The organism is Paenibacillus naphthalenovorans, from assembly GCF_900099895.1.
GTDB lineage: Bacteria > Bacillota > Bacilli > Paenibacillales > NBRC-103111 > Paenibacillus_G > Paenibacillus_G naphthalenovorans.
Genome location: NZ_FNDY01000014.1, coordinates 55,642 through 82,225, shown reverse-complemented (window position 1 = coordinate 82,225; position 26,584 = coordinate 55,642). Strand labels below are relative to the sequence as shown.

28 protein-coding genes and 2 pseudogenes are annotated in these 26,584 nt (G+C 49.2%); 25 read left to right on the top strand and 5 right to left on the bottom strand.

All coding sequences use genetic code 11. The annotated features are described in order from the left end of the window. Positions 1-10: 10 nt before the first annotated feature. The 7 genes and pseudogenes from BLT35_RS14995 to BLT35_RS14965 all read left to right on the top strand — a co-directional run bounded on the left by BLT35_RS14995 (position 11) and on the right by BLT35_RS14965 (position 8,820). Positions 11-1,055, top strand: a pseudogene (locus tag BLT35_RS14995) (IS1595 family transposase). Between the two features lie 346 nt (positions 1,056-1,401). Further along, positions 1,402-1,872 (top strand): hypothetical protein, encoded by a 471-nt coding sequence (locus BLT35_RS14990; protein ID WP_175471997.1) that lies wholly within the window; start codon positions 1,402-1,404, stop codon positions 1,870-1,872. 346 nt (positions 1,873-2,218) lie between these two features. Then, positions 2,219-3,553: pseudogene (locus BLT35_RS14985) on the top strand (LLM class flavin-dependent oxidoreductase). 188 nt (positions 3,554-3,741) lie between these two features. Continuing rightward, entirely contained in the window at positions 3,742-4,767 is a 1,026-nt protein-coding gene (locus BLT35_RS14980; protein ID WP_062409713.1) for a tripartite tricarboxylate transporter substrate binding protein, read from the top strand. Positions 4,768-4,791: 24 nt separating this feature from the next. Next, on the top strand, positions 4,792-6,189 hold the full coding sequence (locus BLT35_RS14975) for an MmgE/PrpD family protein (protein WP_074728730.1): 1,398 nt from the start codon (positions 4,792-4,794) through the stop codon (positions 6,187-6,189). Between the two features lie 44 nt (positions 6,190-6,233). After that, complete coding sequence (locus BLT35_RS14970) at positions 6,234-7,343, top strand: AbrB family transcriptional regulator (protein ID WP_074728728.1); 1,110 nt, start codon at positions 6,234-6,236, stop codon at positions 7,341-7,343. 208 nt (positions 7,344-7,551) lie between these two features. After that, positions 7,552-8,820 (top strand): MFS transporter, encoded by a 1,269-nt coding sequence (locus BLT35_RS14965; protein WP_062409710.1) that lies wholly within the window; start codon positions 7,552-7,554, stop codon positions 8,818-8,820. Here BLT35_RS14965 and BLT35_RS14960 read toward each other — a convergent pair. Then, positions 8,792-9,679 (bottom strand): LysR family transcriptional regulator, encoded by an 888-nt coding sequence (locus tag BLT35_RS14960; protein ID WP_074728726.1) that lies wholly within the window; start codon positions 9,677-9,679, stop codon positions 8,792-8,794. The two genes, BLT35_RS14965 and BLT35_RS14960, sit on opposite strands and share 29 nt — an antisense overlap. 576 nt (positions 9,680-10,255) lie before the next feature. Here BLT35_RS14960 and thyA point away from each other — a divergent pair. The 4 genes from thyA to BLT35_RS14940 all read left to right on the top strand — a co-directional run bounded on the left by thyA (position 10,256) and on the right by BLT35_RS14940 (position 13,371). After that, positions 10,256-11,050 (top strand): thymidylate synthase, encoded by a 795-nt coding sequence (thyA, locus tag BLT35_RS14955; RefSeq protein ID WP_062409708.1) that lies wholly within the window; start codon positions 10,256-10,258, stop codon positions 11,048-11,050. 59 nt (positions 11,051-11,109) lie between these two features. Beyond that, positions 11,110-11,646 (top strand): dihydrofolate reductase, encoded by a 537-nt coding sequence (locus tag BLT35_RS14950; RefSeq protein WP_062409707.1) that lies wholly within the window; start codon positions 11,110-11,112, stop codon positions 11,644-11,646. Positions 11,647-11,720: 74 nt separating this feature from the next. After that, positions 11,721-12,038, top strand: a complete 318-nt coding sequence (locus BLT35_RS14945) for a hypothetical protein (protein WP_054818494.1) — start codon at positions 11,721-11,723, stop codon at positions 12,036-12,038. 106 nt (positions 12,039-12,144) lie between these two features. Then, on the top strand, positions 12,145-13,371 hold the full coding sequence (locus BLT35_RS14940; protein ID WP_074728723.1) for an MFS transporter: 1,227 nt from the start codon (positions 12,145-12,147) through the stop codon (positions 13,369-13,371). A gap of 76 nt (positions 13,372-13,447) precedes the next feature. Here the strand turns inward: BLT35_RS14940 and BLT35_RS27015 are convergent, their stop codons facing one another. Beyond that, the gene (locus BLT35_RS27015) at positions 13,448-13,591 is read right to left on the bottom strand and encodes a hypothetical protein (RefSeq protein ID WP_171005907.1); all 144 of its coding nucleotides are present in this window, start codon (positions 13,589-13,591) and stop codon (positions 13,448-13,450) included. Between the two features lie 27 nt (positions 13,592-13,618). Then, positions 13,619-14,878, bottom strand: a complete 1,260-nt coding sequence (locus BLT35_RS14935; protein WP_254777571.1) for a glycosyltransferase family 2 protein — start codon at positions 14,876-14,878, stop codon at positions 13,619-13,621. A 217-nt stretch (positions 14,879-15,095) separates the two neighbouring features. Between BLT35_RS14935 and yyaC the strand changes: the two genes are divergently transcribed. Both yyaC and BLT35_RS27820 read left to right on the top strand, forming a co-directional pair. Further along, positions 15,096-15,659 carry a spore protease YyaC gene (yyaC, locus tag BLT35_RS14930; protein WP_074728719.1) on the top strand — a complete coding sequence of 188 codons (564 nt, stop codon included), beginning with the start codon at positions 15,096-15,098 and terminating at the stop codon, positions 15,657-15,659. Beyond that, the gene (locus tag BLT35_RS27820) at positions 15,656-15,778 is read left to right on the top strand and encodes a hypothetical protein (RefSeq protein WP_256830920.1); all 123 of its coding nucleotides are present in this window, start codon (positions 15,656-15,658) and stop codon (positions 15,776-15,778) included. The genes yyaC and BLT35_RS27820 overlap by 4 nt, the downstream gene beginning before the upstream one ends. On the opposite strand, the gene sugE is transcribed toward BLT35_RS27820, so the two are convergent. Both sugE and BLT35_RS14920 read right to left on the bottom strand, forming a co-directional pair. After that, complete coding sequence (sugE, locus tag BLT35_RS14925; protein WP_054818497.1) at positions 15,768-16,082, bottom strand: quaternary ammonium compound efflux SMR transporter SugE; 315 nt, start codon at positions 16,080-16,082, stop codon at positions 15,768-15,770. The two genes, BLT35_RS27820 and sugE, sit on opposite strands and share 11 nt — an antisense overlap. Positions 16,083-16,114: 32 nt before the next feature. After that, the gene (locus BLT35_RS14920) at positions 16,115-16,696 is read right to left on the bottom strand and encodes a TetR/AcrR family transcriptional regulator (protein ID WP_054818498.1); all 582 of its coding nucleotides are present in this window, start codon (positions 16,694-16,696) and stop codon (positions 16,115-16,117) included. 205 nt (positions 16,697-16,901) lie between these two features. Between BLT35_RS14920 and BLT35_RS14915 the strand changes: the two genes are divergently transcribed. The 12 genes from BLT35_RS14915 to BLT35_RS14855 all read left to right on the top strand — a co-directional run bounded on the left by BLT35_RS14915 (position 16,902) and on the right by BLT35_RS14855 (position 26,562). Then, entirely contained in the window at positions 16,902-17,192 is a 291-nt protein-coding gene (locus BLT35_RS14915; protein ID WP_054818499.1) for a hypothetical protein, read from the top strand. Positions 17,193-17,360: 168 nt separating this feature from the next. Then, positions 17,361-18,011 carry a DUF3298 and DUF4163 domain-containing protein gene (locus tag BLT35_RS14910; RefSeq protein WP_074728717.1) on the top strand — a complete coding sequence of 217 codons (651 nt, stop codon included), beginning with the start codon at positions 17,361-17,363 and terminating at the stop codon, positions 18,009-18,011. A 382-nt stretch (positions 18,012-18,393) separates the two neighbouring features. Further along, positions 18,394-18,699, top strand: a complete 306-nt coding sequence (locus tag BLT35_RS14900; RefSeq protein WP_054818501.1) for a hypothetical protein — start codon at positions 18,394-18,396, stop codon at positions 18,697-18,699. Between the two features lie 195 nt (positions 18,700-18,894). Then, complete coding sequence (locus tag BLT35_RS14895) at positions 18,895-19,557, top strand: NAD(P)H-binding protein (protein ID WP_074728715.1); 663 nt, start codon at positions 18,895-18,897, stop codon at positions 19,555-19,557. A 127-nt stretch (positions 19,558-19,684) separates the two neighbouring features. Then, complete coding sequence (locus BLT35_RS14890) at positions 19,685-20,275, top strand: DedA family protein (protein WP_062409700.1); 591 nt, start codon at positions 19,685-19,687, stop codon at positions 20,273-20,275. A gap of 305 nt (positions 20,276-20,580) precedes the next feature. Next, a complete protein-coding gene (locus BLT35_RS14885) occupies positions 20,581-21,987 on the top strand; it encodes an aromatic ring-hydroxylating oxygenase subunit alpha (protein ID WP_175471996.1) in 1,407 nt (468 codons plus the stop codon). A gap of 32 nt (positions 21,988-22,019) precedes the next feature. Continuing rightward, complete coding sequence (locus BLT35_RS14880) at positions 22,020-22,538, top strand: aromatic-ring-hydroxylating dioxygenase subunit beta (protein ID WP_054818504.1); 519 nt, start codon at positions 22,020-22,022, stop codon at positions 22,536-22,538. A 64-nt stretch (positions 22,539-22,602) separates the two neighbouring features. Next, positions 22,603-23,370 (top strand): SDR family NAD(P)-dependent oxidoreductase, encoded by a 768-nt coding sequence (locus tag BLT35_RS14875; protein WP_074728712.1) that lies wholly within the window; start codon positions 22,603-22,605, stop codon positions 23,368-23,370. 27 nt (positions 23,371-23,397) lie between these two features. Next, positions 23,398-23,673 (top strand): YciI family protein, encoded by a 276-nt coding sequence (locus BLT35_RS14870; RefSeq protein WP_062409697.1) that lies wholly within the window; start codon positions 23,398-23,400, stop codon positions 23,671-23,673. A gap of 22 nt (positions 23,674-23,695) precedes the next feature. Further along, on the top strand, positions 23,696-23,902 hold the full coding sequence (locus BLT35_RS14865) for a hypothetical protein (protein WP_054818523.1): 207 nt from the start codon (positions 23,696-23,698) through the stop codon (positions 23,900-23,902). A gap of 335 nt (positions 23,903-24,237) precedes the next feature. Next, positions 24,238-25,104 carry an alpha/beta fold hydrolase gene (locus BLT35_RS14860; RefSeq protein WP_054818507.1) on the top strand — a complete coding sequence of 289 codons (867 nt, stop codon included), beginning with the start codon at positions 24,238-24,240 and terminating at the stop codon, positions 25,102-25,104. Positions 25,105-25,107: 3 nt separating this feature from the next. Continuing rightward, a complete protein-coding gene (locus BLT35_RS14855) occupies positions 25,108-26,562 on the top strand; it encodes a 4-hydroxyphenylacetate 3-hydroxylase family protein (protein WP_062409695.1) in 1,455 nt (484 codons plus the stop codon). The last annotated feature ends 22 nt before the right edge of the window (positions 26,563-26,584 follow it).

Genomic DNA, 26,584 nt, shown 5'->3' with positions numbered 1-26,584 from the left:
GATTTACCAAATGGATTTGAAAGAACTAAAAAGGCTTGCCGATGCCTTGGACGATAGCGGAAAGCGAGAGCTTATCTACTTTTTGCAGTCCCGAACCAAAAGGATAGCGACTCCTATACGGGCGATAGACGAAATTCAAGAGCAGAAGCATAAAGATGGGCTTGTTTGTCCGCATTGTAAAAATCACTCTGTAGTGCGGTTCGGGAAGTACGTTGTGAAAACACACTGGAGAGGTTAAACGTCAACGTTACCGTTGTAAGTCCTGTCGTCAAACTTTTAACGACCTTACGAACACACCTCTCCAACGCACACGCAGACCTCATCTTTGGGTTCGATTCATTGAATGCATGATTGAAGGCTTTTCCCTTCGTAAGTGTGCTGAAATACTGCACGAAGAGGTTACGCATGTTACCTTGTTCTACTGGCGACATAAAATCCTTTCCGCTTTGAAGCAAATTCCAACCGAGGCTTTCCAGGGTATCGTCGAAATGGACGAGACTTATTTCTTGTTCTCTGAAAAAGGTAAACGGAACATCGCCGAACGCAAGCCACGTAAACGTGGTGGCAAAGCCAAATATCGTGGCATCAGTAACGACCAAATTTGTGTACTGGTTGCCCGTGATCGTCAGAAAATGACTTATTCTGGGGTTCTTGGGCGAGGGCGGATTCGGACAACCAAGTTGGATGAGGCAATTGGTGATTACTTATCTGATTCAAACGTACTTTGTACCGACTCGTGGAGGGCATTTAGCTCTTATGCGAATTCAAAAGGGTTGGATCATTACCGTTTCAAGTCGGATGGAAAACAACGTGTTAAAGGCGTGTACCATATCCAAAACGTTAACAGCTACCACAGCCGTCTAAAAAGATGGATGGATCGCTTTAATGGCGTTGCAACAAAGTATTTGCAGAATTATTTGGCTTGGTTTCGTTACCTTGACAGTAAGGAATATGAAAATACAGCGTCAAACAAAAAACAAATGTTGGTCAATTCTTGCCTGTTTACTGTGATGGAAACCAACACCAAACTTCGACGTACAGCTTTTTCTTGTTGAACTTGTAGGATAGAAGAACAAATTTCTTTTTTTTACGTCTAACTCATATGTACTTGAATTATTGAGAAATTTCAGAGATTACTCGTTTAAGGGAGCGTACTGTAATATGAAGAAGTTATTTATTGCAATGGTATCCATGTTCCTATTGAGTGCGTGCTCAGAGGCGTCAACAACCAGTATGAAGCCCCCGACTCCTATAATCACCGAATCCACAGGATCAACCACAACAGATAAATCAACAGTTGAATTGTCCTCGCCTACACCCACATCTAACACAATTCAGATAACGGGACCACTCACATTATCCAGGAACGACCTTTTTCAGTATACAAATAAGCATGAATACTTGAGTGTGGTACTTATAAGCGGAAAGTATTTTGAAGATTGGACTCCAAGTCCGTTTATGGGTCGGAATTGGGTGGGTGAATTTCAAATTCAACTTTCAAATGAAAGCGGCGAAGTGACAAGTGCCTTCGATTTAAACGGCTTTAGCAATGGCGATATTGTGTTTAACTCATTCTTTAACATCGAATTTGATGATTACAATGGGGATGGGAATATCGATTTTACGATTGGTCAATATGCTTCGAGTAACGGAGATGTATTTAAACTGTTTACCCTTGATCAGACTGGACGAATAAAAGATTTGCCGATCAAAGGGTATCCCGACATATTCGTGAGCGGTACTGGGCGTTACTCCACAAAGTTAACGAAAACCAAATTGGGTTTCTCATGCTCGTATTATGACAACAGCATCGGAAAAGACGTGAAACAAAGCTTCGTGTGGAACGGAAAAGAATTCGTCAGTGATAAATAGAGGCGTATTTTCACTCGATTTCATACAGTCATTTACCGCCCTTTTAGTGGGGCGGTTTTCCTTTGGTCGAAAAATCAACATTAAAATTAAACATAGCCAAAAAATTAAAAAGAAGCCCTTTTTGCATTTTTTTAATGGGTATTTCATACTTCACTCTTGGAAAAAGGGCTTTGGGTTGGACACGAAGCATGTTCCTACTATTCCTATTAATCCAACTTGACACATTGGATTAATGAGTTTAATATATATTTTCAGAATGCTGACTCGACAACGGGAAGCTCATTGATCCATTTTTTCTTCCCAAAACAACGAAAGATATGGCAACAACTAAAGAGGTGGAAAATTGATGAAGAAAAGTGACAAAACGTTGCATTTGGGAGCGTTTTTGTATGCGGTAGGCCATCATGCCGGAGGATGGCGGTACCCTGACAACGAAATTAGCAGTCTGCTGGATTTGGAGTATTACAAAAAAGTGGCCGGGATCGCCGAGAAAGGAAAATTTGATCTTATTTTTTTTGCGGACAGATTGGCCATTCCTGACCGTTTCGGCAATAATTTCAATAATTCGATCCGTTATTTTGCCTCTTTCCGGCTCGATCCTGTTGCGCTGATCACTGCGCTTTCTGCGGTTACCAGCCGCATCGGCCTCGTCGCCACGGCATCGACCAGCTATAACGAGCCGTTTGCCGTCGCCAGAGCTTATGCCACGATTGATCATTTAAGCAAAGGAAGAGCGGCATGGAATGTTGTGACCTCCACCAATGACGGTGAAGCGAGGAATTTCGGAAGAGATGCTCATTTTGACCATGCCACCCGGTACGAACGCGCCTAGGAATTTATCGAAGTCGTGACCAAGCTGTGGGACAGCTGGGAAGACGGCGCCTTGGTGATCAACAGGGAAGAGGGCGTCTATGGTAATCCGGAGAAAGTGCGTTATGTGAATCATAAAGGGGAATTTTTCCAGGTAAAAGGTCCGTTGAATGTGCCTCGCGCTCCGCAAGGCCGTCCGGTTTTGGTGCAGGCCGGTTCTTCCGAACGCGGCAGGGATTTTGCCGCCCGCTGGGCCGAAGTTATCTTTACGGCGCAGCCTGCGCTGGAAGGAGCGCGCGAATTTTATAAAGACATTAACGGGAGGCTGGCCAAATTCAACCGGGAGCCGGGATCGGTTAAAATCATGCCGGGCGTTATGCCGATCATAGGTGAAACCGAGGCGGAAGCGAAAAGAAAAGAAGAGCTGCTGAGAGAATTGGTTCATCCGCTTGCCGGGCTTTCCCTGCTTTCCGACAGTATGAATCAGGACTTGTCGCAATTTGATTTGGACAAGCCGCTTCCGGAACTGGATACGATGCGGGGTAACCAAAGCCGCCAGAAAATTGTTGCGCAGCTGGCAAAAGAAGAAGGGCTGACGCTGGCGCAGCTGGGTAAACGCTTCGGAGCAAGCCGCTCACACCGTGTGCTCGTCGGAACGCCTGCACAAATCGCCGACAACTTTGAAGAATGGTTGGAAAAAGAAGCGTGCGACGGGTTTAACATCATGTGCCCCTATTTGCCGGGCGGTTTAAACGAGTTTGTTGAATTGGTCGTGCCGGAACTGCAAAGAAGAGGTATCTTCCGTAAGGAGTATACCGGCGTCACCCTGCGGGATCACTTCGGCCTTGAGCGCCCCGATCCGGCCGTTTAGTATTTGACTGCCTGGGATGCAGCGGATGACCTACAGCATGCAGCCCTTTTCAACGGCATTCCATTTATCCCTCCGCTCATCGGGCTGTCCGCTGTATCGGAGGTTTTTGGACTGCTCGGTAATCACAGCATACGGACGATGGAAAAACCCCAAAATACTCACTTTTCGACGGAAGGAGTTTCTATACTATGAAGACAAAGTGGTTAAAATGGTCATTCATTTTTGTAATCATTGCGCTGTTTACGGCGGCTTGCGCCGGCGGCGGTAATAACACAAGTGATGCGGGAAGCAGTAATACAACTCAGGGGGGAGCCGCAGGCGCCGGTGAAAAAGCGGATAAATGGCCGGAAAAGCCGATTTCGATTATCGTCTGGTCCAAAGCCGGTTCCGGCGTGGATGTGATGGGGCGTCAGGCCGCCAAATTCCTGGGAAATCAACTGGGAAAATCGGTTGTCGTCGAGAATATCACGGGCGGCGACGGAGCTTCCGCCATGCAGACCATCCTTTCCAAACCGGCTGACGGATATACGATCGGCGTCAACACGCGGAGCCAAATGATCAGTTTGAACACCGACTTGAAAAACGATTTTAACCTGAATGACTTCCACTTCATTTCCATAAACCAAGGGGATCCTTACGCCTTGGTCGTCCGTCCGGGTACCGGTCTCGATACGTTTGAAAATTTCGTCCAATCCGCTAAAAACAGCGAAAAATTCGCCATTGGCGGATTCGGCGCCAACTCAGCCCACCAGATTTTTGCCTCGGATCTGGCGAAAGCCGCAGGCTACTCCTTTGAATGGATACCTTATGCCGGAGGTTCTGAAGCGGTGACACAGCTTCTCGGCGGACATATCCAGGCAGCCCTTACGAATGTCGGCCAAGTACTCGAATATGTAAAAGCCGGCCAATTGAAGATTATCGCTGTTTCTAGCGCTGAAAAGATGGATGAAATTCCGGACACGCCTACGTTCACCGAATTAGGATTTCCCGAACTGGAATCGTCTCATTGGCGCGGCTTCTATGTGAAAAAGGGCACGCCGAAAGAGATCATTGCCAAATATGATGAATTGTTCAAGGCCTTATCGCAAGATAAAGAGTGGGTGAATTACCTCGATGCCAACGGATTGACCAACGATTTTCGGCCCAGCAGCGAAAGTCATCCGTTCGTGGAAAAAGAATTTGCCGAGATCGGCAAAAAACTGGCGGGGAACTAGGCCTGTGACCGGAGGGATTTTTACATGAACCATCCCACTGGACGACTGGCTGCGTTCGTCGGGAATACCCGTTATGAAGAGCTTCCCGACGATGTGGTCAAGAAGGTAAAAGAATGTTTTCTGGATACGCTCGGCTGTATTCTGGAGGGAAGCAAGGGCGAAGAATTCCAAAAGGCTTTTACGGCCATGAACCTGCTTGGCGAAGGCAGCTCCAGGATTTTCGGAACAGATGAGCGGACTTCCCTGCAGAACAGTGTGCTGCTGCACGCCCTGATGGCTCATGCCACGGAATTTGACGATTCGCACAAGCAGTCCAAAACCCACCCCGGAGCAGTGATTATTCCTGCTGCTCTTGGGGCCGCATGGCTTCACGGAAAAATCAGCGGAAAACAGCTTATCGCTTCCATTGCGGCCGGGTATGAGGTTACCCTTCGGCTGGGGAAAGCGCTCGGGGCGGGCGAGCACAGGCTTAAGGGATGGCATGCGACAGCCACATGCGGCATCTTTGGCGCCGCAGCGGCGGCAGCCTCGATTCTGGGTCTGGATGCGGAACGGATCATGAGCGCCCTCGGTTCGGCGGGAACCCAAGCTGCCGGAATATGGGCATTCACATCGGACGGGTCGATGAGCAAACCGCTCCATGCCGGAAAAGCCGCGCAGGGAGGGCTCATTTCCGCTGTATTGGCGCAAACCGGCTTTACCGGCTCGCGCTACATTCTGGAGGCGGAGGACGGCGGATTTTTCAAAGCTTTTGCTCCTTACAAAACGTCAGATTGGCAGCAAGAACTTCTGCACGGTTTGGAATCTCCCGATGCTTATGAAATCCTGAACGTTGCCTACAAGCCGTACCCATGCTGCCGCACGACACATGGAGCGATTGAAGCCGCGCTTCATATTCAACAGAAACAGAATGTCCCTGTTGAGCAAATCAAGCGCGTTGTGATACGCACGTATGACGTTGCCGTCAAACAATGCGGTTTTTCCGAACCGCTCAATCCGCGGCTGGCTGCTTTCAGCTTCGCTTATGTTGTTGCAGTCGCTTTACGGTCGAAACGGCCGATTGTATCCGCTGATTTTTCCGAACAAGTGTTTCGCGACACGGAAATACTGGAGCTGCACCGCAAGGTGACCGTTGAACGGTCTGAAGAAATGGACGCGCTGTTTCCAAAATTGTGGCCTTGCGAGGTAGAGGTGGAAACCGCAGCGGGCGAAATCTACAAGCATCGCGTCGATATTGCCAAAGGAGATCCGCTGTCTCCGCTCAGTGATGTTGAGCGGGTCGGCAAATTCAGAGGCTGCGCGGACGGCGTTCTGCCGCCATCGCAAATTGACGGCATCGTCGCTGCGGTTAACCATTTGGAGGACATTGAGGATCTTCGGCCGATCACGGAATTATTGATTTCTGCCAAAAAGATTACCTGATCAACTACTAATAGACTAAACTGCTAAGGCGAAAGGGTACTGCGATGAGAAAGATGCAAAAGGGCCTTATATCTGTCTTGGAAACCGGACTGATTGGCGCCATTGGCGCGGTATTGTTTTCTTTGCTGCATATGCCTCTGCCTTGGATGCTCGGTGCACTTACGTCTGTGATGGTTTCGCGGCTTGGAATTCGCCGGACTTTGGCCTGGCCTTCATCCTTTCGCCACATTGCGCTCGCCATACTCGGTTTTATGCTGGGATCTTCATTTTACAGTGTAAATTTGCGCCAAATGGCGGCCCAACTCCCTTATATGGCCGCTTCAACGGTATTCATCTTATCGGTTGCTTTTGTGACAGGCTATTTACTCTACCGCAAGTTGAATTTAAGCCCGATGAACGCGGTATTTGGCTGCATGCCCGGCGGATTGAACCATATTATCGCCCTCAGCGGCGAATCCAAGCAAATCGACCTGACCACTGTTGTGCTGATGCAGACGATCCGTGTTCTTACCGTAACGTTTATTGTGCCGTTTATTGCGCTGCATACGTTGACCGGCTCAGGCGGATCCGGAAACCATTACAGTTTTCCCGGTGAGGGATCGGCTTCTCTTTTTTCGTTTTTATTATTTGCCGTGGTGGCGGCCGCAGGTTTCTTTGTCGGCAAGAGGATCAGGCTCCCGGGAAGCTCATTGACCGGGCCCTTGCTCGCCACCTCCATTGTTGTGCTGTGCGGCGCCACGCCTCCCCGGGTGCCGGATACGGCGGTGCTGCTTACCCAGCTCAGCATCGGCATCCACCTTGGGCTGCAGATGAAGCCGGACTTTCTAAAAGACATGCGCCGGCTGGGCATATATACGGCGGCCAGTAATGTGATCGTCGTTTTATGCTGTTTGGGCTGCGCTTTGCTGCTGTGGTGGGTCACTCCCATCGATCTGACGACAGCCTTTCTAAGCACATCTCCCGGGGGAATCGCGGAAATGGGAGTCACCGCGGCTGTCGCGCGAGCCGATTTGTCAGTCGTCAGCGCATATCAGCTGTTTCGCTTGTTCTTTATCTTTTTTGTGGTGATTCCCGCGGTGCAGTGGTATTTCACCCGTCAGGATCAAAAAAAGGGCATGACAGCGAATAAGGTCAGAGGCACTGACCCCCAATAACAAAATAAATGTCAATTTAAGCAGCCAGTCGTCGAAATGGAATCGGTGACTGGCTGCTTCGTTTTGAATGCGAAATGTGGCTTTTTAATTACATATATGCATTAAAACATTGCAAAAGATCAATTTTACACATCAATTATTCGAGTGTATTCTAAATAGAAAAAATGAATCTGGAAGGATATGAACTCAAGTGGGGATGACATCAAAGATGCAAGCCGATGTTGGTTTAGAACATCGTGCGGGGATATTGGACACGAGGAGCCGGGAATACCTGAAGCGCGGAAGCAAGGAGTATCAGCAGGGCAGTCTGGCTTTATTCGCTGCGGGGGTGGCCACTTATGCGGTGTTGTACTGTGTTCAACCGTTGTTTCCGGTTTACTCCAGGGAATTCGGTTTATCGCCGGCGGCTGTCAGCTTGTCTTTATCCGTCAGTACGGTGCTGCTTGCCGTCTCGCTGCCGTTGGCAGGCTTTTTGTCCGATCGTATCGGGAGAAAATCACTTATGGCGGCTTCACTCTTTGTGTCTTCGTTTTGCTGCTTGTGCACGGCTTTCGTGCCCAATTTTACAAGCCTGCTTATCGTCCGCGCGATTCAGGGGATTGCCCTTGCCGGTCTTCCTGCCGTGGCGATGACTTATCTGGCCGAGGAAATGGAGGCCAAAAGCCTCGGGTTCGCTATGGGATTATATATCAGCGGGAATACGATAGGCGGACTGTTCGGGCGGGTCGCAGTCAGCATGGTAACCGATGTATATACATGGAGAATGGGCATAGGTGTGTTGGCGGTCATCAGTCTGTTGGCGAGTCTGTATTTTTGGCGCAACCTGCCGCCTTCCCGGCACTTTAAACCGCAGCGGACAGAACCCAAAGCCAACCTCCGTCTTTTTGCCGTACAGTTCCGCGACCCCGCACTAATCCTTCTTTTTGTGTTAGGCGCGATTTTGATGGGGAGCTTTGTCACGCTGTACAATTACTTGGGGTTCCGGCTGCTCGAACCGCCTTTTCGTCTGTCGCAAACGCTGGTCGGATGGATCTTCCTTCTATACCTGGTGGGGACATTCAGTTCTTCGTGGATGGGAAGGGCCAGCGACCGCATTGGGCTGCGCATTGTTTTGTGGATTAATGTCCTATTGATGCTGACGGGAATCCTGCTGACACTCTCGGCGCATTTGGCTGTGCTGATCATCGGCGTGGCCGTGTTCACCTTCGGATTTTTTGGCGCGCACTCCACAGCCAGCTCCTGGGTCGGAAGCAGGGCTTCCATAGGAAAAGCGCAGGCCTCTTCTTTGTACCTGCTGTTTTATTATGTAGGGTCGAGTCTGGGCGGATCCATCGGCGGTTTGTTCTGGAGCCGGTTTGAATGGGCGGGGATTGTCGGCATGATTACCGTTATGATTGGCTGCGCCATGCTGGTTTCCTTTGTATTAACCGCTGTTTTGCCCGAGAAATCTAATCTGCATTCTCAAAGTAATGCATGACAAATTGCAGAAACCGTTGGGCCGGGGGAGACAGATACCGCTCCTTCATCCAGGCTGCGCCGATGATCCGGTAGCATTCGGGCGAGCTTACGCTTAACTTGACCAGTTTCCGGTCGGTCAATCCTTTCACATCAGGAATAAGGGCTACACCCAGTCCGGCGGCAACCAGGCCCGCCACGGTGGGAACCTCTTCTCCCTCAAAAGCGATTTTGGGGGCGAAGCCGGCTTCCATGCACAGACGGTCAATGACGTTCCGGAGTCCGTAGCCTTTCTTAAAGGAAACCATTGGCTCGTCGGCAATTTCTTCCAATGAAACGGCTCCGCGGTTTGCCAGCGGGTGATGGGCGGGGACGAAAATAAACAGCTCCTCGCTCCATAATTTTTTCCATTCCACCGAAGGATTGGCTTCATCCGGAGAAGAAAGCAGACAAAGGTCGATCGAGCCTTGAATGAGCTGCTGTAGCAAGGAAGCGGTATTGCTTTGATTCAGCTGAAAGCGAATATTCGGGTAGCTGGCGCGAAACGTAACGATGAGGTCGGGAATGAGATGGGATCCGAGCGTATGGAGAAATCCCAGCATGACTTCCCCGGCTTCTTCATCCAGCATGTTCCGAATTTCATGCTTTCCTTCCTCGTATTCTTTCATGATGCGGTGAACCCGCCTTAAAAACAGCTCTCCGTAGCAGTTCAGCTTGATGGAACGGCCCACCCGGTCAAACAGCGGAACGCCCAGTTCTTCCTCCATCCGGGAGATGGAGCGGCTGAGTGCGGATTGCGAGACGGACAGGAATTGGGCTGCACGCGTCATATGCTCCATTCGGGCTACGGTTTGAAAATATTCAAGCTGCTGCCACTCCAATCGGATCACCTGGCCTTGATCGTTTATTCCCCATGATTATATCACAGCGCGCAGAAAAGAATGTATCCGTCCTTCTTGGGATTTGTGCTGCCGCCGCCGGGTTTGGACGAAGGCGGCAAAACAGCTCCAAAAATAGTATCCCCGATGGAACACTTCCGCTAAGCTTTAGAGTTAGAAAACAATATCGTATCGGTAATTCATTGGCGATTGTTTATGCAGGACGAATTGTTCCAAGGAAGGGGATACCTGTACTGATAAAAGCGACGAATATGGTTCGGCAGACGTTTGTCAACATATACTGCAATTTCTTAAGTCGTGATCAAAAGGGGGACTTATATTTCGTTCGAGCGGATTCCATGGTTCCTAACAACATATTACAATGCGTACATTTCTTTCCTCGAAGAACACATAGATCATCTTGGCCGGCGGGTTGTCTATCATGCTTCCGCATATCATGAGGAAATTTCAGGATTCATGTATGGTAATGAAAATATAGTTAAAAACCTCAACTCGTTATATAATGAGATGTATTCATTCCTCGCGGCCGGCGAAGAAAGTATCTTAAGAGGTGAAGCAATGAGAGCGTATTTGGACCTGCTAAGTGATATACTGGAACAAGGTGTCCGTAAGGATGATCGAACCGGCACAGGCACCATTTCCGTTTTTGGAAGACAAATGAGAATCAATTTAGCTGAAGGATTTCCGCTGCTGACAACCAAAAAACTGCATATTAAATCCATCGTTCATGAACTCCTGTGGTTCTTAAGCGGCAGTACGAATGTCAATTATCTGCGTGAGAATGGCGTCACGATCTGGGATGAATGGGCCGATGAGGAGGGCAATCTTGGTCGTGTCTACGGTGCGCAGTGGCGTACATGGCCGGCGCCGGGAGGGCAGACGATTGATCAAATTACCAAAGTGATTGAACAGATTCGGCATAATCCGGATTCCAGAAGACATCTGGTGAGTGCATGGAATGTTGCAGAAATCGATCAGATGGCTTTGCCGCCGTGTCATTATGCATTTCAATTTTATGTTGCCGATGGCAAACTGTCGTGCATGTTTCAGATGAGATCCGTGGATACCTTCCTGGGACTGCCGTTTAATCTGGCGTCTTATGCTCTGTTAACCCACATGGTGGCTCAGCAATGCGATCTGGAAGTCGGCGATTTGGTGTGGACAGGCGGCGACGTTCATATTTACCTGAATCACCTGGAACAAGTAAAGCTCCAATTAACCAGGGAGCCGCGTCCGCTGCCGAAGCTGAACATTCTGCGCAAGCCGGAGTCCATTTTTGATTACCGATTTGAAGACTTTGAGTTTATCGACTATCACCCGCATCCCGGGATTAAAGCGCCCATAGCGGTCTAATCGCGTGATCAGCCCCGATTTGTCGGGATTTGTGGTGTGGTATCAGGAGGAAGGTTCGAATGACGATATCGTTAATATTTGCGATGGATGAAGCCCGCGGAATCGGCATAGACAATAAACTGCCATGGAGGCTGCCGGCGGATCTGGCGTTCTTCAAGAAAACGACCTTGGGGCATACGATACTGATGGGCCGCAAAACGTATGATTCGATCGGCAAGCCTTTACCGGGACGCCGTAACGTGATTCTGACGAGGGACCCTGAATTTAAGGCTGAGAGCTGTGAAATCGTGCATTCGGCGAAGGAAGCCGTTAAACCTTATGGCCGCGGAGGGGACAAGGCGTCCGAAGAGCTTTTTGTCATCGGAGGCGCGGAGCTGTTCGGCCTGCTGCTGCCGCATGCGGACCGGATGTATATTACCGAAATTGCCCATCGCTTTGAAGCGGACACGTTTTTTCCCGAGATTGACCGTACGCAGTGGCGGGTCGTGTCGCGGGAAAAAGGCATACGGGATGAGAAAAACCCGTATGATTATGAATTTGTCCTCTATGAACGGGTTAGCGGACAAGCAGATACGGAACTCCAACAAGTGGAATGAAGCGGGCCGTTTATGCGCATCTTAAAGGGTGAATCATGTGCACATCCAGTTTACCCGAGAGGAAGATTCCGAACATGACACAGGTCAACCAACATCAAATGCCGATCCGCCACGTCATCGACAATGCGGAGAAAGCCATGCAGAATGCCAAAGACGCAGAGATGGCTGTGCGCCACGCCCAACTGCAATCCGATCCGCATAAGCTGTCCTTCGCCATTGGAGAGATGAAAGCGGCTCAGCATCTTTTGGAGCAAGCGCAAAGCCAGATCGATGCGCAGGATCATGGACACCATCATCAGGAGCTCGCGCAGGTTCAGCATCAGTTGGAGCAAGCGCTGCAAAGCCTGGACGAGGTCGCTTCGAACACGGAGCAGCCAAGACAGATACGCTGAAGAGGTTGGGGAAGAAAAAGGGCGGGACGTCTCTTTCGGATGCCTATCCTTGGGATTGTATTTCCCGTTTCCGAAATAAACAGGAAGTTTGGGAGAGAAGGATGTTATGAATGTGTTGCTAAACCCATCCCGTTCCGCATTTCGGAACGGGATGTTTCGTGTGTTTATCGGCGGCAGCACGCTGTATCGCACCGGAGACTGGATGGATTTTGTCGCGATCAACTGGATTGCGCTGCAGGCCGGCGGGTCTGGGACTTTCCTCGGACTGGTCAATCTTTGCAGGCTGCTGCCGATTTTTCTAGTCAGCCTGCCGGCAGGAACGCTGGCGGACCGGTACGACAGGCGGATGCTGCTGATCTATGCCCAAGCCGGCAGTCTTGTTCTGACCTTGGGGCTTAGCCTGTGGATGGCGATGGACGGACCGCTCTGGTTGTTTTTGGCCCTGATTGCGGCGCGCTCTGTGTTTTCAGCGATGGAGACGCCGGTGACGCATGCCCTGCTGCCCAATCTGGTGCGGGAACAGGAGCGGGGGAGCGCGATCGCCTGGAACAGCGCGGTGCTGAATTTGTCGCGCATCATCGGTCCGGCGGTCGCCGGCGTGATGCTGACGACGATGGCGCCGTCGATCATTCTCTGGATCAATGCCGCGAGCACGCTGGCCATGATCCTTGTCGTGACGGCGGTGAAGCCGCTCCCTTCTGCGGAGGAGCCGGGCAGGGCCGCCATCGTGCAGGATTCAGGCCAGCATGGCGCCCGTGAAGCATGGCGCTATATCCGCTCGGAGCCGGCAGTGCAATCGCTCCTGCTGCTCGCGGTTGCGCCGATGGTTTTCGGCTTCCCTTATACATCCATGCTGCCGCTCTTCACGCAGGAGTTGTTAGGCTTCGGTACGGACAAGCTGGGCCAGCTGCTGTCCGTATCCGGAGCTGGGTCGCTTCTCTGCTCGCTTTGGCTCTCGCTCGGCCGTGAAGCCCGCTGGCCCGGCCGCTGGCTGGTCTTGTCCCTGCTTGGCTTCGGCGTCTCGCTCTGCGGATTCATGGCGGCTCCCGCCTTCGGGTGGGCGGCCGCGGCCATGTTTGCGGCAGGCTTGTTCGGACAAGCCTACCGCACGATGAGCCGCATCGCCATGCAGCAGCAGGTGCCTGACCGGCTGCGCGGGCGCATCATGAGCATCGCGCTCATGGACCGCGGCTTCATCCCGCTGGGCGCACTGCTGATCGGCTTGGTCGCCGATATGGCCGGAGTCCTGACCGCAGGCCTTCTGATGGGAACCGGCTGCGTCGCGATCACCGTGGGCGTGCTGGCTTGGCGCCGTGAGCTTTGGCGGATGTAGCGGCCGATAAATAAAAAGGCGGACACGCCGCCGTGTCCGCCCAATCTGTGGAACCTGTCGTTTTACAGCTTGTTCATCAATACTGCTGCACGTGCTGATAAAGCACAATCAGCGCGAACGTGAGCAGTACGCTGACCAGGGCATACTTCCATTGCTTTAACGAGGAGTTCGCGATGTTTTGTTTGTTGTCCCGTACTGATCTGGTTCGATTGAAATTCATAATTGCCCCCCCTCCGAATGCTCATGATTATGAATTTGGATCCTTCATCTGTCGGAGTTCCTTCAGTGAATAAAATGTGCCCCTCCAATAAATGCCGCCCTGCCGCAGCGTCAGCCATACCGAACGGCTCACGACATAACAAAGCAAACTGACGGTGACGGGAAGCGCAAGCACCTCGATCCCGCCTCCGCCTACGATCGACCGGATCAGCAAAAAGTACACGGTGAGCATCAGAAAGACGGATAAAGCAAACGCTGCAGCTGCCCAGCCGGATGCCAACACGATACCTGCAATCGGAAATAAAAACAACGCCAGCTGCCCGATGACCCCAAGCACTGCGAAGCTGATCCGATAGCCGAAGCCGGAAAATATATTTTTCTCCAGCCCGCGAACAGCCTCGCTCAAGCCGGGGTACCACTCCACCGAGATGTGGCGAACGCCGGAGGCAAGCCTTTGGCGCAGTCGGGCCCGTTTCACCTGCCGCCCGAGCTGGAGGTCGTCGTCCGGCCGCATCGCGATCGCCTCGTGCGTACCGATTCTTTCATATGCCCTTCTTGTAATCAGGTTGAAGGCGCCGACGCCCATACCGTGCCTGTGCTGTAAATCATCGTTCACCCGCCACGGACGAATAAATAAAGACAAGGCAAAAAAGAAATAGTGTACAAACGCCTTGAGCCAAAACCCGCGTGCGATCATCCGCGGAGCGAGCGTTAAGTGATCCGCATGCTGCTCCTGCATATAACGCACCGCATCCGCAACGGTATGCGGATCGAACTGCACGTCCGCATCGGTAAACAGCAGGTACTTGCCCCGGGCCTGCAAATAGCCCTGGTATAAAGCGTGATTTTTGCCCAGCCATCCGGACGGCAGCGAGGTGATATGGATGACCCGCAGCGGGACGGTGATGCCTTCCCGGCTTTCGGACCAGCGGCGAAGCTCGTCCAACCGGCGGCCGGTTGCATCCCGGGAGCGATCGTTGACGGCGATGATTTCAAGCTTCGGATACGTTTGGCCGAGCAGATGCCTGACCGTATCCGCGATAGAGGCTTCCTCCTCTTTGGCAGCGATAATGACGGAAACCAGCGGTGTATCCGGCACGGAAGGCCGGGAGCCCATCAGCCCGGGAGCAGCCGAGATTTTCCTGTTTTCACGCCCGTTCGATTTCTCTATGTTAAACCCGGCATCCCCAGCGGAACGGGGAAGGCTGAACATCCATTTTCGGGATCGAACCGTATCCCACAGCATGAACAACCAGTAACCCAGCGCAACCAGCGCCCACACTTCCATGATCCGCATCGACCAACACCTGCGCTTTCTGCCGAATCTGGATCAAAACACAACAGTTATTTCAAATTATACCACGTGCTTCAGACGGACAACAAATCTTCTGATCTTGAAACGGATTCTTGAACGGACGATAGCCATACGGTATGCTACAAGTGTATCGAATCATCAGCTTGGCGCTTATCTCAACGATCATGATGCAGACGGAAGGGGAAAAAGGATGACTAGTGATCAGGCCGGGCCGATTTATCGCAAAAAACTGAAAGCGGCTGAGCTTCCTAATTTTTTGGATCGCATCCGCGGCGAGGGAGTAGGGGTACACAATTTATTGTTACTGTGTATCGGCACGGATCGCTCGACCGGAGATGCGCTTGGTCCGCTGGTCGGGACCATGCTGCAGGAAGCGGGCTATCCGCATGTGGTCGGAACGCTGGCGTCTCCGTTCGATGCGAGCAATATGCGTGAACGGCTGCGGGAAATACCTCCCGGCCTCAAAATTATCGCCATCGATGCCTGTCTGGGCCAGACGATGTCATTAGGGTGGTATCAGGTGTCCAATCGTCCGATCGAGCCGGGCAAATCGGTGGGCAAACAGCTGCCCCGTGTCGGCGATTATTCCATTGCGGCTATTGTCAATGTGGATCAAGGGCAAAAATATGCCGTATTACAAAGCACTTCATTATATAGGGTGATGACGATGGCGAGGGAAATTGTATCGGCCATTTGCAGCGTATTTCCGCTGGACCCCGAAACAGCAAGAGCAGAGAAAGAAGGCAGCGAATGAGGGATGGCGTAAGACGTCCTGGTGATGCCAAATCCGCAGCGCCTGCGGCAGCAGGCGGCGTTCATTACTCTAAGCGTGCTATGGGCTTGACGCCGCCGGCGGCCGGCCTTAAGCCGTAGCCTTCAAACCGACAATGCCGACGACGATTGCAAGAACGAATCCAAGCCGAAGCAAGTCGCGGGGCTCCCCGAGAAACAGCATGCCGAAGACTACGGTGCCCACTGCGCCGATTCCTGTCCATACCGCGTAAGCCGTTCCGATCGGCAGGGTCTTGAGAGCCATCGACAGAAAGTAAAAGCTTACGATCATGGCAGTGACGGTTATGACGCTGGGCCAAAGCCTCGTCCATCCGTTAGTTGATTTTAGTCCCATTGCCCATACGATCTCCATTAATCCGGCGATAAACAAATAAATCCATGCCATGGTCTATCCTGTCCTTTCTTTGAGTGAATAAGCTATGAAGTGGTAATGCCCTTCCAATAGATTCTCCAAACCGTATCGAGCCGATGCTCCCAATCCTCGCTTTTGTAATAAAACTGTTGAATGAACGAACCGTCAAGCAAGCAGTAATAGGAGGCGATTAAATCCTCGGGACGTTCACGCCGCAGCAGGCCGGAATCCATGCCTTCATTAAAAAGAGCCGTCAATAATCCGTTGAGCTGATCTTCTGAAGCAGAAAACCGCTCGCGCAGCGTTTCCTGCAAAGCTGCCGGCGGGAACAGCATCACTCTTTTGAGGAAGGTCATGTGCTCTTCGCTCAGCAAATACGACCGGCAAGCGTCATGGATGACTCTATACAGCTGTTCTTCTATGGTTCGCCCCTTCAGGCTCTCGATTAGAGCCGCCATTCGGGCGGTGTGTTCAGCCAGACAATCCTCGAATACGGCAAGGAATAAATCTTCTTTGCTTCTGAAATGAGCATAGAGCGACGGCGTTTTGATTCCGACTTCCTTGGCGATTTCCGACAAGGGAACGGCATCGTACCCATTCCTGGCAAAAAGACGAAGGGCGGCCGATTTGATTTTTTGCACTGACATGCTTTCTTCCCTCCTTTTCCTAACTAACGATAATTAGGCACTGCTGATTATAAATTCTTTTGCCTGAAAAAGCAAGCCGCCGCTTGAAAGCCGCTCCTTGAAAAAGTTCACATAAACGGGTTCGTCCGCATATATAATGGGTATTACTCTTTAATTCAGCTTGTTGTGCGAATAGCCCAACGCACATGGAAAGGAGCGCATGCTTATGCGTCAAATCAGACATATCAACTTGGCCGATGAGAACAGCCGCGTCTACTGCTGCTTGCGCAATAAAATCGTTAAGCTCGATGAAGAGCAAAAGAAAGGGTTTTGCGCAAGCTGCCGAATGTATGCGGGAGATGCGGGAGGACAGGGTGTGGAATGCGTCTGGGGGGACATGCGCCCCGTGAGCGATCCATACGTGGTGAATAATCCGGGAGCGGAGCTGCTCAGCAACCAAAAGAAGCAAATCGGGAATACCGATTACCTGTCCACATGCGCCGCTTTTGCCGGATAAAAACGCCTATATTGGTGTCCTTTCAAAGATGCCAGACCTTTAATGGACCTCTGTCAATAGATTGGACACATAAAAAGACAGTTCTATTTGTACCGGGCTCTTCACACCACCGGGTATTTGTCCGCATATACTGGGCATAATCTTATGATACGCCGGGAGTGTGAGACGATGGAACAAATCGATACGGAGAAGCGTGAAGGAAGAGAAAGGATTATTACCAGAAGGCTGATAAAACCGCGGCTGAACGTTCATTATCCTCAGGTGATGGGGCTGAAGAACGGGTTGGTGCGCCGCATGATCAACAACTCGATTTTGGATGCGGTGTACGATCTCATCCGGCTGCAGGGCTACGTAAAGGACCCGGCCAAGACTTTGACGGGCGGATATCAGGTCAAGCTGCACCGAAACGGATTGCTCAGCCTGCTGTACGATAATTACGGTTATGCGCAGGGAGCGGCTCACGGAATGACCTATCAAAGCTCGCAGACATTTAATTTGGAGGACGGCAGCGAATACCGGCTGGAGGATTTGTTTAAGCCCGGAAGCAATTACGTCGACCGTTTGTCTGATATCATCAGGCGCGAGTTTAAGTCCCGTGATATCCCGATGCTTACGGAGTTTAAGGCCATAGACAGGAATCAGTCCTTTTATTTAACCGATCAAGCGGTCGGCATTTACTTTCAGCTGTATGAATATACGCCTTACGTGTACGGTTTTCCGACGTTTGAAATCCCCTTTCGGGATCTCATGGACATTATCGATCCGAACGGACCGATCGGCAGATTATTAAATGCGCAAACGGAACCGGCCCCTGCATAGGGAGCCGGGTTTTGTTGTTTTTGCGGGCAGCCGACTCGCGGCAAGTTTATCGATGTTTTGAAAAATATGGTCATTTGAATAGAAATTTACTGTTTGTGGAAAAGTAAACATACAAATCAAATTTAACTAAAAAGAAGGAGATCTAAGGTGCTTACTTTTTTACTTATAGCCGCGCTTATCGTTTGTGTAGTGGCCCTCATCTGGTCATTGATAGCCATACGCAATCAACAACATAAAGAATTAGACAAAGGCATGAATGAAACGACGATCAAACATCCGATTCTGGCAAACCCGATATTAATTGCGAATATATTATTTCCAATCATACTTGCATTGGGAGCAATATTAGTCATGTATTTAACTCGGTAAATGGAGGATAGGTATGGACAAAAACAAGTATTATGTATCGGTGCAGGCGGGGACAATCATGGCCAACCAAGGCGATGCGGCTTACGAATTCGAAATAGAAGCCACACCGGAGGAAATTGTCAAACTTCAAGAACTGTTCGAGGATCAATATTACATAGAAAATGACAATTTTCTTCGGACCCATGCGGCCGGTGTTCCTTATCATTACGATGCATCGAATGATGCGTATGACATGGGCTTGCACGATATTTATTCATTGATCTATGAATTAGGTACCCCGGAAACCAAGAAGCATATCGAAAGCATGCAAATATTATAATGAAAACAGCCGAATATAGAATGGAAAAGCACCGGTGAGAAGCTTCTTCCATTTACACGCGCAGGCCCTAGACGATAAACTGTAGAGGGCTTTTTGTGGTTTATCTGCTTAAAGGTTGAGTTTATAATGGCGTCCCATTACTATAAATATAACGAGGGCAGCTGTACATAAAAAAGAGATAACGGGGAGGCCGTGATGAAAAACACAGCGATAGTAGCCGGAGCGACGGGATTGGTCGGCCGCGAGCTGGTCAGACTTCTTTTGTCGGACCTTGAGTATGACAAGGTCATCGCTTTGGTCAGACGTCCGATCGAGCTGAATCATGAAAAGCTGATCCAGCGAATGACCGATTGGGAAGAGGGACCGCTTGAGCAGGCTATAAAGGATGATCTGAACGGTTCTCATGTATTTTGCGCTTTGGGCACAACCATACGGAAGGCCAAAACCAAAGAGCAATTCCGTAAAGTAGATTTCGATTATCCTGTACAGCTTGGACGACTGGCCAAAAAGTACGGTGCTTCGTCGTTTTTGATCGTCTCCGCCATGGGAGCCTCCAAGGATTCCCTGTTCTTCTACAGCCAGGTGAAGGGAGAAGTGGAAGAAAGCCTCAAGGACCTGGATTTACCTTCATTACATATCTTCAGACCCTCGCTTTTGCTGGGGCAGCGGGATGAGTTTCGATTCGGTGAAAAAATGGCGGAGATCCTCGGCGGCTTGTTTTCATTCCTAATGATCGGAGGCTTGCGACAATATAAACCTATTACCGGGACCGCGGTGGCACAAGGAATGATACAAGCGGCTAAGAAGGGAAGTAAAGGAATGCGAATCTATCGTTCCGATCAAATTAAAATCTTGTAATGTTAGAATCAACACAGGGATCGGCCGCGGCAGGTCCCTGGTTGGATTCCGGGATCACTTGAAACAGGCGGATACTATTTTCTATAATAAGTAGGATAGATTTCCAATTTATATAAAGGAGTTTTCAATGGAACGGTTAATCCTTGAATTCATTCATTTCCTGAAGAGGCTGTCTTATTCCGGTCTCGTTATCGCCCTTACCTTTGAATTTGTGCCGGCTGAGCTCGTGCTTCCTTTAGCAGGCTACTGGGTCTTTCAAGGGGACTTTCAATTGCTTCCGACGATCCTGGCCGGAACGATTGGCGGAACCACCGGACCTCTCACCTTATATCTGCTGGGGAGATATGGCGGCAGGCCGTTTATTGAAAAATATGGAAAGTATTTCTTTATCCGTTCCCGGCAGCTGCAGGCCTCGGATCGTTTTTTTGAAAAGTATGGCGGCGGAGTGGCTTTCTTCGGACGATTTTTGCCGGGGGTACGAACGTTCATTTCAATCCCCTGCGGTATAGCCAAAATGAATGTGCTTAAATTTTCGGCGTATACCTTTTTGGCCATGCTCCCGATTACTTCCCTGTATGTGTACCTGGGATACAAGCTGGGCCCGCAGTGGGAGCACGTAGCTCCATTGGCCAAGCAGTACTTGACGCCCATTGCCCTTGCGGTCTTGGCGGGAATACTTATTTACGCTGTGATCAAACGTAAGCTCAGGCTGGTTTAAAAATAACTGTTCTCCTTGTATGAAACATATCGTTCCCCTCATTCGCCGGCGGTCTGCGTGATTTGCTTGCCATAAGCAAAGCAGACCGCTTTTCTGGCATTGGCAAAATTTTTTTATATTGACGATCTATTTTCGTAAATGTATAATGATTCCATAGCACATGTTGTAAGCGCATCCAAACTAATATTCTAGAATTTCATTACTTTTTTGAAAGGGGTGGTAATAAAGTGTTTCCTTCATCATAGAGAACCTTATCATTTAAAATTCACAGGTCAGATCAGCAGTTTGTTGGTTCCTTAACCAACGTGGCTTCTTTGGTGGGCGCACTGAAACAGCATTATCAAGAGAAGGGAGCGATTAATCAAATGGCGATTCAAAAAAATGTAGGCGAAGATGTTTGTTTATCGGACGGGACAAAGATAAGAGAATTGCTGGATCTGGAGGAAGGGTATATTTCATCACGAGTGATCGGTGATCCTGAAATTCATCAGATGGAAATCGAAAGGATTTTTTCTAAAGTATGGGTTCCGATTGCTCATGAATCTGAGATACCGAATAAAGGCGACTATGTATTAAGGTATATTGGGAACGAAGAGGTGATTGTCTCACGTTCGGAGGGCGGTGTTGTCAACGTCGTACTGAACGCATGTACTCACAGAGGATCACCTGTATGCCGTTCAGAAATGGGGAACTCTTCCCATTTTAGATGTCCATACCATGGCTTTACTTTTAAACAGAATGGAGATCTCATCGGAGTTCCTGCACATAAGGAGGCCTTCGGTGATGCCTTTGATAAAACCCAATACAGTCTGGTAAAGGCGAGAGCTGCCACATATGCAGGGCTTATCTTTGGCACCTTTAATGATTCGGCTCCTCCGTTAGAGGAGCAGCTAGGAAGCATGAAATGGTACCTGGATATGATGTTAAGCCATACCCATGGGGGAATGGAAGTCATCGGAGTACCGCAGCGTTGGACCGTAAAATCGAACTGGAAGCTGGGAGCCGACAACTTTGTTGGGGATGCTTACCATACCTTCATGACCCATCAATCGGCTGTCCAATTAAAAATTGTTCCGAGTGGGGATCCGAAGTTCGCGTTTTACGGGGTTCATGTATCTTGTGAGAATGGAAATGGTCTTGGACTGATTGGTGCACCGCCCGAATATGAACTTCCGCCTTTTTACGGTGTTCCCCAAAATATCGTCGAACAGATTGAACAGAAATTAACACCCGAACATCAAAAAGCGTTTAGCCGGCTTGCTTATATCCATGGGAACATTTACCCGAACATGTCGTTTGGATATTTCTCTTGGGCAACAGAAGCAGGAAAGAATCCAGGTTCATATTTGACATTAAGACAGTGGGTGCCGAAAGGACCGCATGAGATGGAGGTCTTTTCATGGGTCCTTGTCGAAAAAGAAGCGCCGGATTGGTGGAAAGAGCTTGCAAGAGAGACGTATGTCCGAACATTTGGTTCGAGTGGCATGCTGGAACAAGATGACACAGAAATGTGGAAAAACATTACTCGGGCTACGAAAGGATATATTGCCTCATCGAAATTAAAATTTATTTATCGTATGGGGATTGATCGCAAACCCGAACAAGGGGATTGGCCGGGTCCTGGAACGGTTTATCAGGGAGATTACAGCGAGGCGAACCAATTAAACATTTGGCGCCAATGGCATAAATTATTAACCGAGAACAATGAATAAGCACAGCCAAAACATGCAGAGGAGGAGAGTACATGCTTTCGACAAGCATCAAAATTGGAAATCCTGTTTATTTTGAAATCCTGGAATTTATGCAAGCTGAAGCAGAGGTACTGGATAGTGGGGATTTTAGAAAATGGTTAGACATGCTGGATCAAGAGATCAAGTACGTAATGCCTGTAAGGACGACTCGCGAGCGAATACACGGGGAAGGATTTATAGGAAATATGAATCACTTTGAGGAAAACTATGCTTCCTTAAAAAAACGGGTTGAGCGAGTTGAGACGGAATTTGCTTGGGCAGAAGATCCGCCTTCTCGTACAAGAAGGTTTATCACTAATGTACGGATCGAGCAGTCGGCTGAAGATGAATTTAAGGTAAAAAGCTACCTTCTTCTAACCCGTAGTCGTGGCAATGAATCGGATTACAATCTTATTACCTGCGTTCGTAACGATACCCTGACGCGGACAGGGCAGGAATGTAAATTAAAAACAAGAGAAATATTGATCGATCAGACGACACTGGGTATGGACAATTTAGGGGTCTTTTTCTAAGGATTCATTGTTCAGCAGGGTTTCTGAAATTAAAATTAAATAACCTACCGGGAGGAATCCGAAGTTGACAAAGCGCTTAGCAAACAAAGTTGCGTTTATTACTGGGGCAGCAGGAGGCATGGGGAGAGCAGCTGCCGTTGTTTTTGCCCGTGAAGGAGCGAAAGTGGCAGTCATCGATTTGGATGCAAAAGAAATCGAAAAAACCGCCAGTCTAGTGACTGAAGCAGGCGGCGAAGCCATCGCAATTCAATGCGACGTTTCCGATGAAGAGCAAGTGAAGCAAGCGATTCAAAAAACGATCGATACTTTTGGGAAGCTAACTACGGTTTATAATAATGCAGGGATTGCTCATAAGAACTTTATGATTGCTGTAGAAGAAATAAGTGCGGAAGAATGGGATAAAATCCAGAATATAAACACAAAAGGTATGTTCCTTGTGGTGAAGCATAGTATTCCTGAACTTTTACGAGCCAACGGTGGAACGATTATCAATAAAGCATCGACTGCTGCCTTAATCAACAGCCCAGGCGGTCCTTCCTATTCCGCTTCAAAGGGGGCCATTATCTCGTTTACTCGTCAAGTCGCTGCATCGTATGCGAAAAAAGGAATCCGTGTCAATGCCATTGCTCCAGGGTATGTGATTACGCCGATGACAAAGGCCATGGAAGAAGTGTTACCTGAGTTAGATAAAGTGGCTTCCGAAGCAACGCCCCTTGGTCGAGGAGCGCAGCCGGAAGAGATTGCGAATATTGCTCTCTTTTTGGCGTCTGACGAATCATCGTTTGTCACAGGCTCGGTGATTGTCGCCGACGGAGGATTGACGATCGTTTAGAACTCAGTTATGAAGGGGAGTGTTTCTATGTGGCTGGTTCAATTAGGCATAAAAAAACCAATGGATCAAATCAATCCAAAATGGTTTGAAGAACATGAAAACCGCAATCAACAATTACGCGCAAAGGGAGTCATCCTGGCAAGCGGTCCGTTTGTCGATGGAAGCGGTGGATGTATTGTTTATAACTGTTCACAAGAGGAATTTATGTCCATTATCCAAGCCGATCCCTTGGTTATCCATGACGTTGTTGACTATGATTATAAGGATTGGAATGCTGCTTTATCAGCAAAAATTCAATCATAGAATGAAAGTAAGGAGGGGGAAAATGTCATCGGAACCACAAATCATCGTCGGCAATGAGTTTACCCAAGTGATTGTTAAAAAGGTATATACAAGAAACGGGGAGAGGCTGGAAATTACTTCACCAAAGTTACATCATTCGATTCAACTGGATCCTCTGGCCCTTGAAAGTTTGACCTGGCAGGAACCTGAAGTATTTACGGAATTTTTATCCAAGCCATTCGGCAAATAATGTTTTTTGATGAAAGAAGTAGTACACCATCGGTGAAAATATTGGGATTAAGAGGCCTATTGTTCAGTGAAAATATCACTTTTATGATATGATGCGATGGGGTGACAGGGAGCCTTTAGCGCTGAGTGAGAAGGCTCCGAAGCCACTTTGAAGGCGGACACCTTGGCCAAACGGCCTGCTTAGCCGCCCCTCCATGTAAACCCCTCCGGGCTTTCTTCATTTCGGCTTCGGACTATAACCGCACATTTTTTATAAAATGAGGTGACATTTTTTACCTTATGTGATACCATTGAACTAAGATACTAGTATCTAAATAATGAAATGAGGTGAAGGCAATGGGGGAAAAAGTTGCGATATGGACACAATTGGCAGGACTGCCGTTGAAGCAGTACTATCTGGATGTGGATGGAATCCGGACAAGGGTCATGGAAGCCGGCGAAGGAGAACAAACGCTAATTTTCGTTCATGGTACGGGGGGCCATTTGGAAGCGTATTCGCGGAACTTTGCAGGACTTGCAGAAGAATTTAGAGTCATCGCTTACGATATGGTAGGTCATGGCTTCAGTGATAAACCGGACCGTCCTTATACGATTGATTATTTAAGCGATCATCTGGTCGGATTGGTAAAAGCCCTGCATTTGCAAAAGGTGAGCTTGTCGGGTGAATCGCTCGGCGGATGGGTCGCTGCCTGGACGGCGGCTTATCATCCTGAGCTTATCGATAAATTAATCCTCAACACGCCTGGTAACATTACGAATAAACCGCAGGTCATGGAGCAGGTGAAAAATTCAACCATCAAGGCGGTGGAAGAAGCCACTTACGATAATGTGCGTGCCCGCCTGGAATGGTTATTCTACGATAAAAGCTTTGTAACCGATGAACTGGTGAGTATCCGCTATAAAATATACAAACAGCCGGAATTTAAAAGAGCTGTCTATCATATCGTAGCTGTTCAGGATTGGGAAATAAGAAAGAATTACGTATGGAGCCCGGAATGGTGTAACCGAATTACCTGTCCGACCTTACTTTTATGGACGGACAATGATCCCACCGGGACGGTGGACGAAGCTTTCATTCTGAAGGAATGGATTCCCGGCAGCTTATTATATGTCATTAACGACTCCGGTCATTGGCCGCAGTGGGAAAGTATGGAGGAATTTAATCGCGTTCATACAGCGTTTGTAAAAGAGGGGGGCTTTTAGATCATGGGAGCACGCAAAGGTAGAGATTATATTGAAAGACTCAAAAATTATCCCCCGGAAACATGGATCGGCAATGAAAAAATAACAGATCCTACGACACATCCGTTGGTTGCACCGGCTGTTAAATCGATTGCCCGTTTATATGATTCCCAGTGGGAAACAGATAAAAAGGAGCATATGCTTTTTAAATCTCCGAAAACGGGAGATCTAGTCGGATCATCATTCCTGGTTCCGAAATCCAAAGACGATTTGGCCAAACGCAGAAAAATGCATCAAGTATGGGCGGAGGAAACCTATGGCATGATGGGCCGCTCTACGGATTTTATGAGTGCCATGATGACCGCCTGGTACATTAATTCCGATTTTTTCGGCAAATATGCGGATCATGTGCGAAATTATTTTGAATATATTAGGGAAAATGACTTATATTTGACCCACGTCTTGATTGACCCGCAGGTGAACCGGGGTAAAGCCCCGTCAGAGCAGCCGGATGAATTTACTTATCTCGGGGTCGTAAGAGAAACGGATAAAGGGATTATTGTACGCGGAGCCAAAATGCTGGCAACGGCGGGTCCCTACGCCGATGAGATGCTGGTATGGCCTTTCCATCTGAGAAAACCTACGGAAAAGGACTACAAATACGCCATTTCCTTCGCCTTACCAATGAACACGCCGGGGGTTCGATTAATTGCGCGCGAGCCGTTTACCCGCGACTCGGTATACGATCATCCTTTGGCTTCGCAATTCGATGAGCTCGATGGTGTCGTTGTTTTCGACGATGTGCTGGTTCCTTGGGAAAGAGTGTTCATCTATCAGGATGTCGAAAGGGTCAATACGGTTTGGAAATTAAACTCCAATGCGTTTACGGGCCACCAAACCTCCATCAGACTGCAGACGAAATTGCAGCTGATTGCCGGGACGGTCATAAAAGCGACGGAAATGGTCAATACGAATCAATTCCCGCATGTTCAAGATATGATGGGCGAGATTACGACTTACATTGAGCTGATCCGGGCGGCGGTGCTGGCATCGGAAATGACTTCCGAGCCTAATCAAGACGGGATCTACATGCCGAATGTTACCCCACTCTATGCTATCCGAAACTCAGGCAACCGTTGGTATCCCCGCGTGCGGGAAATTGTTCAACTGATCCTTGCCGGGGGCTTAATGTATCAGCCGTCCAATGCAGATGTATTTAACAGCCCGATTGCGGCCGACATTCGAAAGTATTACAGAGGCGCCGAGGTGTCGGCAGATGATAAAGTGAAGCTGTTTAAATTGGCCGCCGACATTGCCGTTTCCGACTTTGGTTCCCGTCACGAGCTGTATGAGCGCTTTTATGCCGGTGATCCGATGTTCCTTAGAATCCAAACCCAGTATTCGGCTTATGATAAAAGTCAGTGTCTGGCCCTGGTAGACAAACTGCTCTCCAAATACGGGATCAGCGAAAAAGTATAAAACGAATTTGAGGGGAAAATGC